This window comes from Acinetobacter legionensis, assembly GCF_048551735.1.
Classification (GTDB): Bacteria; Pseudomonadota; Gammaproteobacteria; order Pseudomonadales; family Moraxellaceae; genus Acinetobacter.
The window spans coordinates 119507-133102 of sequence record NZ_JBIMBV010000009.1; the positions used below are offsets into that span (position 1 = coordinate 119507).

Sequence of the window (13596 nt, forward strand, 5' to 3'; positions counted from 1 at the left end):
ACTCCATGAACGCTACTGTAGAACAGCTTGCACCTGTAGAACAGCAAGCGACCTCTGGTTGGGTTGTTGCAGCACTTTATCAATTCAAAGAAGTTCAAGATCCTGCAGATCTTCAACAACGTCTTTTAGACTTGGTAAAAACCATCAACCTTTGCGGTACTCTTATTATTGCAGGTGAAGGAATTAACGGAACTGTTGCTGGCGATCGTCAAGCCATTGACGTCATTCATCAATTCTTATTGAATGAAGGCTTTAACAGCATGGAATATAAAGAATCACATAGTGATGAAAAGCCATTCCGTAAGATGAAGATTAAGCTAAAGAACGAAATCGTAACTTTAGGTGTAGAGGTGAAACCTCGTGATCTTGTTGGACATTATCTTGATCCAAAGCAATGGAACGAACTCATCGCGCGTGATGACGTGATTTTGATTGATACACGTAATGATTATGAATATAAAGCAGGTACATTCAAAGGTGCGATTGACCCTAAAACAGAAACCTTTCGTGAATTCCCTGAATATGTAAAAAAAGAACTTGAGCAGCATAAAGATAAGAAAATTGCGATGTTCTGTACAGGCGGTATTCGTTGTGAAAAATCAACCTCATTACTCCTTCAAGAAGGCTTTAACGAGGTGTATCACCTTAAAGGCGGTATTTTAAAATACCTTGAGGAAACCCCTGCTGATGAGAGTATGTGGGAAGGTGAATGTTTCGTTTTTGATGGTCGTACTGCGGTGACACATGGTATGGAAGAAGGTGAAAATATTAAATGTCATGCATGTGGTTGGCCACTGGTTCCTGAAGAAGCCGATTTACCAAGTTATGAACATGGTGTTTCTTGCAAATATTGTATTGATAAAACATCTGAGAAACAAAAAGAAGGTTTCCGTATGCGTCAATCACAAATTACTGCTGCAAAACGCAAACGTCTTTAGGGCCTGTTAGCATTTCATAAATGGCTTGCGTTGTAGGTTAAAATTGAGCATGAGACGTATACGTCGTAAAGCATGAATGGAGAATAGCGAGACTATTTTCAAGTTTCATAACGCAAGCTGAGATAATTTTAAAATGCTTCACTCAACCGCAGCTCATTGACTGCGGTTTTTATTTGAATGTTTTAACAACACAACAAATTCTCACTATATTTTGATAAATGAAAACAATACCATGTTCATAACGCCCTATTTTTATATATAAAATGACTGATTGGATTATTTCGATCACGGAGCAACTTGGTTACTTCGGTATTGCTCTTTTGATGTTTTTAGACAATGTCTTTCCGCCAATTCCCTCAGAAGTGATTATGCCATCGGCTGGATTTGCTGCATCTAAAGGTCAATTATTATTATCGGGTGTGATTATCGCAGGAAGCATCGGTTCACTGGTAGCAGCAGCATTGTTGTATTGGGTGGGGCGAAAAATCCCAAATCAAAGTATTTTTAATTGGGTTGACCGCTACGGTAAATATCTTTTTATCAAATCTGACGAGGTCAAAAAAGCTTTAGATTGGTTTGAAAAATATGGACATCGCGTGGTTTTCTTTGGACGAATGGTTCCTGCAGTTCGTTCTTTGATTAGTATCCCTGCTGGGATGAGTCATATGCCTTTTTGGAAATTTATGCTCTATAGCGGCGTAGGGACAATTATCTGGACCACCTTTCTTGCATGTGTGGGTTATTATTTTGGAAACAATATAGAACTCATGCAACAAATTTTTAGTCGCGTAGGCTATGTGATCATTGGCATTGTCTTAATTTTAGTTGCTTATTTTTTTTATAAAAAATCAAAAGCGCGCTAAAAACATTGTGCTCCCAGCATTCAGTTAAAACATACTATTTGTGTACATTGAGATTTGTGTGCATTGAGTCGAGCAGACAAATTTGTCTTTGCTTGGCCAAGCTCTATGTTCTTAACATTAGCTGTCTAACAAATAATCAGCGAATTCCAAAAAATCACAAAAACATTATGGCTTTCATAAATCAAAATGATCAGGCGAAATGGATCTTGAAAGCGTCCTCGTCCTTTAGAAAACTCTAGGATGAAAGCAACTATATGTTGATTAATAGATTTTAATAGAACTTATAAAATAAGCCTATCGTTTATATTTTCTTATGCCCACCAACTGAAACACAATCCATATATAAATAGCATCACCGTATAAAATTCACCCAACCGCAGTAAATACACCATAGCAATCGTAAAAAATCACCACATGTTCAATGCACTCAAAACGTCCAACCAATTGAGAAATTTGAGTGAATTCAAAGGCAAGAATCACTCATTCCAAAAAATCATGCATTTCATCAAAATATTATCGTTTTAATCCAACACAAATATATGAAAAATATAAAAATAATTAAAACTGTGTAAAAAAGGATACATGAGTGAATGAAATGATTGCTGTGATCTTAATCACCTGTTTGGCAGTAATAAGTCCTGGCGCTGATTTTGCTATCGTGACTAGAAACAGTTATTTATATGGTCGCAATATTGGATTAAGTACAGCACTAGGGATTGCTTGTGGTGTCTGGATACATGTGGGTTATAGCCTACTTGGTCTGGGTTTTTTAAAAAATCATATGCCCTATCTTTTACAAACAATTCAATATATTGGCGCTGCTTATTTAATTTATCTTGGCTATAAAACATTTATCCAGTCAAAAATAAAACTGGATGAAATTGGTGTTGGTATCAGTAGCTGGCAAGCGTTTAAACATGGTTTTTTAACCAATAGCCTCAATCCCAAAACAACTTTATTTGTAATCAGTTTATTTGCTCAGCTGATGACTTCTACAGGAAGTTCGACCATTCAACTTTTTGCTTATGGTGCGTTTATTTCGTTGAGTCATTTTGTTTGGTTTGGCTTGATTGTCTTATTTTGTGCACATCCCAGCATACGAAATAAAATTTTAGATCGCCAAGTGGTGATCAATCGTGTGATTGGCCTTTTACTGTTTATTTTAGGTTGTAGCCTATTATTTGCACGGTTTTAACTATTGGCGTAAATCACCAATAAAAAAAGCATGCCACTTTCAGTGAGCATGCTTTTTTTATACGCGCAAATTAATTTGGTGTGTGGTACATCAAATAAATTTCATTTAGATTTTCAGGAATTTCTTCAGCAATCTCATCCATTAACTGACCATTGCGGCGGAAAGATTCCATTTGAGGATCTTCATCATCAATTCCACTAAACACCATCATTGGTAATGTGAGATCGACAACTTGATCTTCATATTCTGGTGCAAACCAAGCTTCTTCATTGAGGAACATTGCATCAACAAAGCCAACACTCCAGTCACCTAAGCTTGATTCAACATCAGCCTCTTCAATTTCAAAAGGAAATGTAATTCCTTCTTCATTGGCTAAGTTTTGTCGAATCGCTTCAAGCCATGCTTTGATTTGTACAATGATTTCTGCTGGAACTTTCTTTTGGTTATTATCAAATAGCTCATCAAGCCATTTATCAAAAGTAGGACCAACCGCAATTGCGCACAAGAAACCATGAGTCGCTGCGAAATCTAGACCAAATTCGTTTTGGTCACCATCTAGATAATCACTCAGTAGGTCTAAATCTAAAGCACTCATTTTGTTTCCAATAAATTTGTATCAGATTTAAGCATAGCATTTTCCCACGCCATGCCCAATGAATTTTTAATCTTCATCATCAAAATCATCGTCATCATCAATGTCATAATCAAAATCTTTTAAATCTTTTTCTAAACGACGTTGAGCAAGTAAATCATCGATCAAACGTCGCTTTTCTAAAGATTCTTTGGCGCTAATTTTGCTTGATGACTCATCGAAACTAACATCATCATCACCGTAGTTATCATCTAGTTCAAAATCTGTAGAAGACACTAAAACTACCTCATAATGAAAAAAAGTGAATGGGTCTAGGCGCTATTTATCTGTCTTCAGAAAACTTGTCAAGTTTTTTTGGTTTTTTTTACATTTAAATGCGAATTTGGGCTTTTTTCGGCCCCTATTTTATGTAATGATATAATCCACCCTGCGTCTTACTATTTTATGACACTTTCTGAATAGAATACGCATGGGATGATCTTGAAAATAACAATTTCACCCCCACCTATTTGATTGAATTTAACTTCTAAATATTTTATCGGACAGTCTTATGCTGATTTCTTCCGATGAGATATTCGAGCTATTCAAAGATATATTTTAAGAAATTGTGCGCTTATGCACGGTTTTTCATTGCCACAGATTCAACGAGAAGAGAGTAAAGATGAGCGAAATGCATTCCCCTACTTCCCAAGTAGCGGCTCTTATTAGCCGAGGCAAAGAACAAGGTTACTTAACCTACGCTGAGGTTAACGATCATCTCCCAGACTCGATCACCGAAAGCGAACAGATTGAAGACATTATCCAAATGCTTCAAGACGTTGGTATTCCTGTTCATGAACGCGCACCAGAAACAGATGATGCAATGTTTGAAGGGAATAGCGAAGCTGGCGATGAAGTTGCAGAAGAAGAAGCTGCTGCAGTACTTGCCTCTGTAGAAAATGAACCAGGTCGCACAACTGACCCGGTACGTATGTATATGCGTGAAATGGGTACCGTTGAACTTTTAACACGTGAAGGCGAAATTAGTATTGCCAAACGGATTGAAGAAGGTATTCGTGACGTTTTACATTCGATTGCTTATTGGCCAAATGCTGTTGAAGTTGTTTTACAAGAATATAAAGATTACGAAACTGGCGAGCGTCGCCTTGCTGATATTTTATCAGGCTATCTAGATCCTGAATCTGACGAAGTGATTCCCGAGGTTTTAGAAGACGAAGCTGAAGTTATCGTTGAAGAAGTAGATACGTCTGCAAAACCAACGAAAGAAGTTAAGTTGGATGATGAAGATGAAGAAGAAGAATCTGAAAGTGATGATGATTCTGAAGGCGAATCTGGCCCAGATCCAGAAATTGCAAAAGCGCGTTTTGAAGAATTAGAAGCTGTTTGGAATAATGCAAAAGTAGCAATTGCTCAACATGGCCGTAACAGTACCCAAGGGACTGAGGCAATGGAAGCGCTGGCAACTGTGTTTATGATGTTTAAATTTACACCACGTTTATTTGACATCATTTCAGAAATGATTCGTGGTACGCATGAACAAATTCGTACTTCTGAACGCGAGGTTATGCGTTATGCAGTTCGCCGCGGTCGTATGGACCGTACACAATTCCGTACATCGTTCCCAGGTCAAGAATCAAACCCAGCTTGGTTAGATGAACAAATTGCAAAGGCACCTGCTGAACAAAAAGGCTATTTAGAAAAAGTTCGACCTGATGTTTTGGCATTCCAGCAAAAAATTGCTGATATTGAAAAAGACCTTGATCTAAACGTAAAAGAAATTAAAGACATTTCTAAACGTATGGCGATTGGTGAAGCCAAAGCTCGTCGTGCCAAGAAGGAAATGGTTGAAGCCAACTTACGTTTGGTAATTTCAATTGCGAAAAAATACACAAACCGTGGATTACAATTCTTGGATTTAATTCAAGAAGGTAATATTGGTTTGATGAAAGCGGTAGACAAGTTTGAATACCGTCGTGGTTATAAGTTCTCGACCTATGCAACATGGTGGATTCGTCAGGCAATTACGCGTTCGATCGCGGACCAAGCACGTACGATTCGTATCCCTGTGCATATGATCGAAACGATTAACAAGATCAACCGTGTATCTCGCCAATTACTTCAAGAAATGGGGCGTGAACCTACACCTGAAGAATTAGGTGAACGTCTTGAAATGGACGAAGTCAAAGTTCGTAAGGTTCTTAAGATTGCCAAAGAACCTATTTCTATGGAAACTCCAATTGGTGATGATGAAGATTCTCATCTTGGTGATTTCATTGAAGATAGCAACATCACTTCACCCGTTGATGCTGCGACTTCAGAAGGCTTAAAAGAAGCTACACGTGAAGTACTTGAAAATTTAACTGAACGTGAAGCGAAAGTCTTAAAAATGCGTTTTGGTATCGATATGCCGACCGACCATACTTTGGAAGAAGTGGGTAAACAGTTTGATGTAACACGTGAACGTATTCGTCAGATTGAAGCAAAAGCTTTACGTAAACTTCGTCATCCTTCTCGTTCAGAACATTTACGTTCGTTCCTCGAAAATGACTAATTTGAAGTTGTTCAATCTATGAATACTTTCGGGACTTGAAAATCAATCGAGTAACCCCATTAAGTATTTAAGAGAAACACAATGCCTGCACTTATGCAGGCATTGTTGATAAATTAAAGGTGAAAAAATGTTAGACCGCACTCCATCTCGCGAATTACAAGAAGATCTTTGGGTTTTTCCAATGGATTACCCAATTAAATTGATTGGTAATGCGGGTGAAGAATTACGTGGTGCTGTAGTTGAAATTTTGGTAAAACATTTCCCTGAATTTAATGAAGCGACACTTGTTGTACAACCATCACGTACAGGTAAATATCATTCGATTACAGCCCAACTACGTTTTGAAGAACTAGAGCAAGTGCATGCCTTGTATGCTGACCTTGCGGCTTGCGAACATATTCGTACTGCGTTGTAATGCTGAAATGACTTAAAAACACGCCCCAATGGCGTGTTTTTTTATGCGTCAGGATTTTAAGGAGTGTAATATGCCCCTCTGGTTTATTTGCAAATGATCAGCAATTGCTTTCACTTTTCCAGACTAAATTTCTTTATAATTAAAGCGATTTCTATATTTTAAGGGCACTTGTCTGTGAACGATGCTGTTCTAAAACCACATCTGATTATTCGTCAATATCAAGACTTAACGCTTTATGCCGAGCGTTTTCAGGAAATGAAATCTTTTACTGAACAACGTGATGAACACTCTCCAGATCAACTTTGGATATTGCAACATCCTGATGTACTCACTCAGGGGCAAGCAGGAAAACCTGAGCATATTTTAATGCACAGTGATATCCCTGTTGTTCAATCAGATCGTGGTGGACAAGTGACATGGCATGGTCCCGGTCAAATGGTGATTTATTTCATGTTTGATTTAAACCGCTTGAAATGGAATGTACGTACATTGGTCACTTATGCAGAGAATTTAATGATCAATCTGCTCAAGAAATATCATATAGAAGCCTATGCCAAAGCTGATGCACCGGGTGTTTATGTCAATGAACGTAAAATTGGTTCACTCGGTTTTAAAATCCGTAAAGGTCGTAGTTATCATGGTTTGGCATTAAATATTGATTGTAATTTAGACGGCTTCCATACCATTAATCCGTGTGGTTATGCAGGTTTAGAAATGGTCCGCGTCTGTGATCTGATCACAAACCACCCTGATTACAGCCAACTATCGAAAGATGTGATTGAGTATTTTCAACAGAGTGGTTACTTTAGTGATATTAAAGTCATTGATAAAAAATCAAATGACCATGAAGTCATTCACAAATAAATCGCTTTATTTTTATCTGAAAACAAATTAGAGTAATTACTCTAAAACAAAAGTACAATTTTATATAAGGGATTAGCGAGTGATTTCAAGTAAATCTATCAAACCCGCTTTAGAACAAGCCTATGTCAAACTCATGATGGATGTGATTGGCAGAGGTTTGGTTATGGCGAGTCAAGTTGATGATGAAATTAAACATGAAGTATCAGTACTCCCTGTTGGTTTTACATTATCCATGAAAGTTTTTCCAAATGGCGCTTCATTTATTGCCAGAGTCAACCAAAACAAGCAACTTGAACTCGTTAAATCTTTAGATGGCAAACCAGATCTGTCGATTATTTTCAAACATGTTCACCATGCTTTTTTAGTCTTTTCATTTCAGGAAAGCACAGCTCAAGCTTTTGCAAATGACCGTATGATTGCAGACGGAGATGTAGCACATGCCATCCGTTTAGTCCGTTGTCTGAATAAAATGGAAGCATTAATTTTACCTAAACTGGTCGCAGAGCTCGCTGTAAAAGAATATCCATCAGAATTGAGCTTAAAAGAAAAATTGGCGGGTGCTGCAAATATCTATCTCAAAGTTGCCCAATCATATTTAAAAGGGAGTGCTTAACACATGGCTAAACCATATTACGAATTTTTCTGTCCTGTAAAAGTGATCGCTGGTCATGCTGCACTCGAACATATTCCTTTCGAACTCGCATCATTAGGCGCTAAGCGTCCCATGATTATCACTGATAAAGGAGTACGTGCAAATCACCTTTTGGCCCCTATCGAAGCTGCTTTTGAATCTACAGATATTGAAATTGGCATTATTTTTGATGATGTTCCACCTGATTCAAGCCTTGAAACAGTCCGTGCCGCTGCGCAAGCTTATCGTGAAAATAACTGTGATGCGATTATTGCTGTGGGTGGTGGTTCAGTAATTGATACCTCTAAAACAGCAAATATTTTAGTCTCAGAAGGTGGTGATGATCTGCTGAAGTATTCAGGCGCTCACAACCTCCCTCGCCCACTTAAACCATTTTTTGTCATTCCCACGACCTCAGGTACAGGTTCAGAAGTGACCTTGGCAGCCGTGGTATCGGACAATCAAAAAAATGTCAAAATGGCATTTGCCTCGAATTACTTAATGCCACATGCGGCTATTCTTGATCCGCGTATGACTCAAACATTGCCACCACACTTGACTGCAATGACAGCGATGGATGCAATGACGCATGCTGTGGAAGCCTACACATGTATTGCAGCCAATCCAATTTCTGATGCATATGCAACTGCTGCCATCAAGAAGATTAGCAATAGTTTATTTGATGTACTGGATCACCCTAGTGATGCAACAGGTCGCTTAGAACTTGCTCAGGCATCAACAATGGCGGGCATCGCATTCTCTAACTCGATGGTTGGTATTGTACATTCACTTGGCCATGCTTTAGGTGCAGTTGCGCATTTGCCTCATGGCTTATGTATGAATCTGTTTCTTCCTTATGTGTTGGAATACAACAAAGACCTCAATGGTGACAAGATTGCCGATCTCTTGCTGCCACTTGCTGGTGCTGATATTTATGCACAAACGCCTGCTAACCAGCGTGCAGATAAGGCCATTGAAACGTTAAATACCATGCGTGATCGTCTCTATCATTTGACCAAACTACCACGCACCCTAAGTGAAACAGGCAAAGTCACTCAAGCACAGCTGGATGAAGTTGCTGAAAAAGCACTCAATGATGGCTCAATTATTTTCAATCCGAAAGAAGCTACTTTTAAAGATTTAAAGTCGATCTTAGAAAAAGCTTGGTAATTGTCTAAAATTGCGACAATATAGAGGGAGCTATTGGCACTAAGTCTATATTTGCAGTGATGTCGTCCCCAGATGAAATGTTGACAGCCCCCGATAGTAAATAGCCTGATGTTTATCTAAACATCGGGCTTTTATCTTGCAGAATCGGCAGTCACTTATTTTTTGATCAAGATGGCACGTTTTCTGCTAAAAAAGCGAACAAAGTTACTGACAAATGTGACCTTTTAGAGTAGATTGGCGCACTTTTGTTTTATTCTTAGGGGGGATCGTTCGTCTCAAACGATCCTTATAAATATGACTGATCCTTGATCAACGATTAAGAGGATAACGCCGTTGACAGATATCTCTGGGACTCAATCCACAGCAAAACTGAAAAAAAATCTTGTGCTGTGGCATATTATCATTATTGGTCTAGCGTATATTCAGCCACTTACCTTATTTGATACCTTTGGTTTAGTGTCCGACGGAAGCCATGGACATGTTCCAACTTCTTATATTTTTGCGCTTGTTGCCATTCTTCTGACCTCTATCAGTTATGGTCATATGATCAAGCGCTACCCTTCGTCAGGGTCTGCTTATACCTATGCGCAAAAATCGATTCACCCGAATGTCGGCTTTATGGTGGGTTGGTCTTCTTGGTTAGATTATTTATTATCTCCACTCGTCAACATCATTTTGGCTGATATTTACTTAAGAGCCTTATTCCCAGATGTGAATAACTGGATCTGGGTCATAGCACTAACTGCAATTATGACTGTGATCAACCTATTTGGTTCACGTTTTGTTGCTCGATTTAACAGTACCATTGTTGTGGTGCAACTTGCGATCATTTTCTACTTTGTTTATGAAGTTTATTTACTGCTAACTCAGGGTATTTACGCAGATGGCACCTTAAACCCAGATAAAGCTGAACTATGGTCACTTGCTCCATTCTGGAGTGAAATGACTGCAATTGGTGCGTTAATCGGTGGTGCAACGATTCTTTGTTTCTCTTTCACAGGTTTTGATGCGTTATCATCCCTTGCAGAAGAAACCAAAGATGCTGAAAAAACCTTACCAAAAGCAATTTTCTCTACAGCGTTGATCGCGGGTATTATCTTTATTTTTAGTACCTATTTTATTCAGCTATTTTTCCCAAGTAATGCCAATCTTTACTTTAATCCGCTGGATGAGTCTCAACCTGTGATGCTTGAAGCTCTTGGCAATGCAACAATTCTAACGGCAATTACAGGCATCGCATTTAAAAAGTTAGTGTTGTATTTTGCGGTCATTGCTGTACTGGCTTCTGGTATTTCTGCACATGCTGGGGTATCACGTTTGATGTATGTAATGGGTCGTGATGGCGTGATTAACAAAAAGATTTTTGGTCACATCAGTCCAAAATTACATACCCCGACTTATAATATTTTGATTGTCGGTGTTGTTGCGTTATCGGCGGGTTTTCTTGACCTTGAGCATATTGTCAACTTAATTAGCTTTGGTGCTTTAACAGCCTTTAGTTTTGTGAATTTCTCCGTGATTTCACGCTACGCCTTACGTGATGGCAGAACAAAATCACTCAAAGAAATCATCAATTATGTGGTGATTCCGTCTCTTGGTTTTGCCAGTGTATTCTTGATGTGGTTAGAAATTGATGAAATGGCATTAAAACTCGGACTTGCATGGGCTGTATTAGGTGTAGCATATTTAGCCTATAAAACTCGTGGTTTCCGCTACCCTGCACCACAACATAATGAACATGAATAATTGATTATTGCATTTGTAATCAAATAACAAAGGCGCTTTATGCGCCTTTGTTATTTCAGTCATATCAACTGCAATTATGATGCAATAAATTTTTCCGTAATCGCTTTGATACGTTTTGCATATTGTTTTGCAGTCTCTAAATCACCGCTTGGAATTTCATCAACACTGGCATCAGCAGGTGATTGAACCAATAAGCCCACAGACCCACCTAAGCTGTTCACATCCTGACGTGTAGCACTTTTAGTGTTTGAAGGTGCTAAACCGAGGCTGACCCAAATACCACCGTGCTGTGAAGCCAAAGTGTGTAACGAAATTAATGTCACTTGCTTATCGCCATTCATACTTGCACTGTTGGTAAAACCACCAAAAACCTTGTCTGCCCATGCACGAGTAAACCAACGCTTAGATGATGCATCTGCAAATTTTTTAAATTGCCAAGGCACACCGCCCATGTAAGTTGGTGCACCAAATACGATTGCATCTGCAGCATCCAAAGTGTCCCAATCTTGATCTTGAATATTGCCTTCTTGATCCACTTCGATAAGTGTTGCCTGAATTTCATTGGCAAAGGTTTCTGCAATGACTTTGGTATGGCCATAACCTGAATGATAAACAACAGCGATTTTTGACATGATAAGTCCTCTTATATAGACGGTAAATATTTAAAAATTAATGTTTGATATAACTTGGAACGGTTGCCGTTAGACCTTGTTTGAGTTGTTGGGTAGATTCCCCAACCAACACTTCAAAGGCATTTTGTTGAATTCCATCAAATACGTGTTGCGCCACTGTGTGTGGAGAAATTTTGGCAATATCGAGTGATTGGGTTAAATCTGTGTCGACAAAACCGACATGTACCCCCATCACATGAACATTGGCTTTAACTAACCATTGTCGAGTTGAATTGGTAAATGACCATGCTGCTGCTTTAGAAATCGCATAACTGGCTAACATCGTGCTGGGTTCCCAAGACACATCCGATAAAATATTGACGATATAACTTTCAGAATGGCTTGCTAAAATTGGAGAGAATTGCTGAGTCGTATTGATCACACCATAAAGATTGGTATCTAAAACCGTCCGTGTCACTGCTGCAATATTTGCGTCTACAGGACTTTCATTTAAGCGTGCAATACCTGCATTGTTGATTAATAGATTGACATCACCACATTCTGCAACAGCTTTTTGAATAGATACGGGATCTGTGACATCTACAACAATCGGAATAATACCCTGTTGATTAAAACCTTGAAGATTACGCATGCCTGCATAAACTTTCTTGGCGCCACGTTGTATCGCTTGCTGGGCAAGTGCTAAACCTAGACCACGATTTGCACCCGTAATAAAAACGACCGCATCTGTTATTTTCATTAAAACCACGCTCATAAATATAAAATGGTCTATCAACGCTATCAATCAGCAGAAGTTGTATTGACCTGATTAACTTATGATATACTTTTGAAATCTAGTATCAATTAGTTACTATGTGGTAACTGGTCATTTCTTGGTTATAACTTTCCAAATAGAGGTATAGATTGATGACTAATGCATTCAATTTTAATATTTTTCATCCAAATTGCCCGGCACGATCTTTTTTTGAAAAATTTGCAGATAAGTGGGTTTTGATGATTATTTATCGACTTCATCAGCACTCTCAACACTTCAATGAACTGAAAAAAAACTTAACAGGGATCTCACCTAAAGTACTTTCGCAAAAATTAAAAATTCTGGAAAGAGATGGATTTATCACCCGTACAATTCATGAGAACAATGTGATTCGTGTTGAATATGCATTAACCTCTCTAGGCTTTGAGTTTGCTCAAACTGCTTTATCATTTAAGCTCTGGGCTGAAGGCAATGTGCAACATGTGATTCGCGCACAAGAACAATTTGATGCAATTCAAGCAAAAAATGAGCCAGCTCTGTTGCAGGAAGCATAAATCTCAACACTCAGAACATGACTTTAACTCAGCTTGATATGTTGTAAATATGATTAAACTCAGCATAATTTTAATAAAACATATCAAAGGGAGAAAAATAATGAAAATTCCACTGCTCTTTATTCTAGCAATCCTCAGCCATAGTGCTTTTGCGTCCTATGAAAATTCTTGTGATTTAGAGGTTAAGCTTTTAGAAAACACTTCTACACGTACGCTATATATCAATAAAGATGGCTTAGGTGAAATTGAGGAAACAACACTCAACATAAAAGGTGTTGTAAAAAAAGCGCAAGAGGTAGGCCGAGCAGATAGTGGTTGTCAATACTATATCGGCAAAGTCTTAGAAGAAAATTTAAGAAATTTCCCGAATCGCTCTGAATTTAAAAAAGGACAAAAAATTAAACTGAATATCTTAATCACAGATTATAAAGGTATACCGAAATCTGAAACAGTGACCTATTTAGGACCAAACAAATAGTTAAAATCTGAATTATTTTAAAGTATGGATAATAAAGTACAAATGTCGGAGCACTCTGATACAGACTGTCCACATTATTTAGGAACGGTTATAGAAAAAATGACTGGCTCAGACATTTGCTACACAGCAAAGAAAGGGCAAAAATTAAGATAAATATTGTGATTACTCATTTTAAAGCCTCCAACAGATGAAGTCGCTTTTATTCAAAGATAA

General features: G+C 38.2%; 15 protein-coding genes. 11 read left to right on the forward strand and 4 right to left on the reverse strand.

All coding sequences use genetic code 11. The features are described 5' to 3' along the window. Nucleotides 1-5 precede the first annotated feature (5 nt). The 3 genes from trhO (at nucleotide 6) to ACG9ZL_RS10160 (ending at nucleotide 2996) form a co-directional block, all read left to right on the forward strand. Nucleotides 6-938, forward strand: a complete 933-nt coding sequence (gene trhO / locus ACG9ZL_RS10150; RefSeq protein ID WP_034618212.1) for an oxygen-dependent tRNA uridine(34) hydroxylase TrhO — start codon at nucleotides 6-8, stop codon at nucleotides 936-938. Nucleotides 939-1201: 263 nt separating this feature from the next. After that, nucleotides 1202-1801, forward strand: a complete 600-nt coding sequence (locus ACG9ZL_RS10155; protein ID WP_419359915.1) for a DedA family protein — start codon at nucleotides 1202-1204, stop codon at nucleotides 1799-1801. 586 nt (nucleotides 1802-2387) lie between these two features. Next, nucleotides 2388-2996, forward strand: a complete 609-nt coding sequence (locus tag ACG9ZL_RS10160; RefSeq protein WP_419359917.1) for a LysE family translocator — start codon at nucleotides 2388-2390, stop codon at nucleotides 2994-2996. Nucleotides 2997-3066: 70 nt separating this feature from the next. On the opposite strand, the gene ACG9ZL_RS10165 is transcribed toward ACG9ZL_RS10160, so the two are convergent. Both ACG9ZL_RS10165 and ACG9ZL_RS10170 read right to left on the reverse strand, forming a co-directional pair. After that, nucleotides 3067-3591 carry a YecA/YgfB family protein gene (locus ACG9ZL_RS10165; RefSeq protein WP_004722523.1) on the reverse strand — a complete coding sequence of 175 codons (525 nt, stop codon included), beginning with the start codon at nucleotides 3589-3591 and terminating at the stop codon, nucleotides 3067-3069. A 66-nt stretch (nucleotides 3592-3657) separates the two neighbouring features. Further along, nucleotides 3658-3864, reverse strand: coding sequence for a PA3496 family putative envelope integrity protein (locus tag ACG9ZL_RS10170; protein WP_004722524.1), 207 nt, complete (start codon nucleotides 3862-3864; stop codon nucleotides 3658-3660). Nucleotides 3865-4195: 331 nt separating this feature from the next. Here ACG9ZL_RS10170 and rpoD point away from each other — a divergent pair, with 331 nt between their 5' ends. From rpoD to ACG9ZL_RS10200, 6 genes are all read left to right on the forward strand, one after another. Next, the gene (gene rpoD, locus ACG9ZL_RS10175; RefSeq protein WP_336952768.1) at nucleotides 4196-6139 is read left to right on the forward strand and encodes an RNA polymerase sigma factor RpoD; all 1944 of its coding nucleotides are present in this window, start codon (nucleotides 4196-4198) and stop codon (nucleotides 6137-6139) included. 127 nt (nucleotides 6140-6266) lie between these two features. After that, nucleotides 6267-6554 carry a YbeD family protein gene (locus ACG9ZL_RS10180; RefSeq protein WP_004722529.1) on the forward strand — a complete coding sequence of 96 codons (288 nt, stop codon included), beginning with the start codon at nucleotides 6267-6269 and terminating at the stop codon, nucleotides 6552-6554. A gap of 174 nt (nucleotides 6555-6728) precedes the next feature. Further along, nucleotides 6729-7418, forward strand: a complete 690-nt coding sequence (gene lipB, locus ACG9ZL_RS10185; protein WP_419359919.1) for a lipoyl(octanoyl) transferase LipB — start codon at nucleotides 6729-6731, stop codon at nucleotides 7416-7418. 79 nt (nucleotides 7419-7497) lie between these two features. Continuing rightward, nucleotides 7498-8031, forward strand: coding sequence for a hypothetical protein (locus tag ACG9ZL_RS10190; protein ID WP_336952772.1), 534 nt, complete (start codon nucleotides 7498-7500; stop codon nucleotides 8029-8031). 3 nt (nucleotides 8032-8034) lie between these two features. Then, nucleotides 8035-9219, forward strand: coding sequence for an iron-containing alcohol dehydrogenase (locus ACG9ZL_RS10195; RefSeq protein ID WP_336952774.1), 1185 nt, complete (start codon nucleotides 8035-8037; stop codon nucleotides 9217-9219). A gap of 333 nt (nucleotides 9220-9552) precedes the next feature. Then, entirely contained in the window at nucleotides 9553-10965 is a 1413-nt protein-coding gene (locus ACG9ZL_RS10200; RefSeq protein WP_004722537.1) for an APC family permease, read from the forward strand. Between the two features lie 74 nt (nucleotides 10966-11039). Here ACG9ZL_RS10200 and ACG9ZL_RS10205 read toward each other — a convergent pair whose 3' ends face one another. Further along, nucleotides 11040-11597 carry a flavodoxin family protein gene (locus tag ACG9ZL_RS10205; protein WP_419327613.1) on the reverse strand — a complete coding sequence of 186 codons (558 nt, stop codon included), beginning with the start codon at nucleotides 11595-11597 and terminating at the stop codon, nucleotides 11040-11042. A 37-nt stretch (nucleotides 11598-11634) separates the two neighbouring features. After that, nucleotides 11635-12336 (reverse strand): SDR family NAD(P)-dependent oxidoreductase, encoded by a 702-nt coding sequence (locus ACG9ZL_RS10210; protein ID WP_336952778.1) that lies wholly within the window; start codon nucleotides 12334-12336, stop codon nucleotides 11635-11637. 167 nt (nucleotides 12337-12503) lie between these two features. On the opposite strand from ACG9ZL_RS10210, the gene ACG9ZL_RS10215 reads away from it, so the two are divergent. Both ACG9ZL_RS10215 and ACG9ZL_RS10220 read left to right on the forward strand, forming a co-directional pair. Continuing rightward, nucleotides 12504-12905, forward strand: a complete 402-nt coding sequence (locus tag ACG9ZL_RS10215; protein ID WP_419327612.1) for a winged helix-turn-helix transcriptional regulator — start codon at nucleotides 12504-12506, stop codon at nucleotides 12903-12905. 100 nt (nucleotides 12906-13005) lie between these two features. Then, nucleotides 13006-13383 carry a hypothetical protein gene (locus tag ACG9ZL_RS10220; RefSeq protein ID WP_419359920.1) on the forward strand — a complete coding sequence of 126 codons (378 nt, stop codon included), beginning with the start codon at nucleotides 13006-13008 and terminating at the stop codon, nucleotides 13381-13383. The last annotated feature ends 213 nt before the right edge of the window (nucleotides 13384-13596 follow it).

What these genes read in the sequence shown, in the direction of transcription:
- trhO (WP_034618212.1), top strand. Translation starts at nt 6, where the DNA reads ATGAACGCTACTGTAGAACAGCTTGCACCTGTAGAACAGCAAGCGACC.
- ACG9ZL_RS10155 (WP_419359915.1), top strand. Translation starts at nt 1,202, where the DNA reads ATGACTGATTGGATTATTTCGATCACGGAGCAACTTGGTTACTTCGGT.
- ACG9ZL_RS10165 (WP_004722523.1), bottom strand. Translation starts at nt 3,591, where the DNA reads ATGAGTGCTTTAGATTTAGACCTACTGAGTGATTATCTAGATGGTGAC.
- ACG9ZL_RS10180 (WP_004722529.1), top strand. Translation starts at nt 6,267, where the DNA reads ATGTTAGACCGCACTCCATCTCGCGAATTACAAGAAGATCTTTGGGTT.
- ACG9ZL_RS10195 (WP_336952774.1), top strand. Translation starts at nt 8,035, where the DNA reads ATGGCTAAACCATATTACGAATTTTTCTGTCCTGTAAAAGTGATCGCT.
- ACG9ZL_RS10205 (WP_419327613.1), bottom strand. Translation starts at nt 11,597, where the DNA reads ATGTCAAAAATCGCTGTTGTTTATCATTCAGGTTATGGCCATACCAAA.
- ACG9ZL_RS10210 (WP_336952778.1), bottom strand. Translation starts at nt 12,336, where the DNA reads ATGAAAATAACAGATGCGGTCGTTTTTATTACGGGTGCAAATCGTGGT.
- ACG9ZL_RS10215 (WP_419327612.1), top strand. Translation starts at nt 12,504, where the DNA reads ATGACTAATGCATTCAATTTTAATATTTTTCATCCAAATTGCCCGGCA.
- ACG9ZL_RS10220 (WP_419359920.1), top strand. Translation starts at nt 13,006, where the DNA reads ATGAAAATTCCACTGCTCTTTATTCTAGCAATCCTCAGCCATAGTGCT.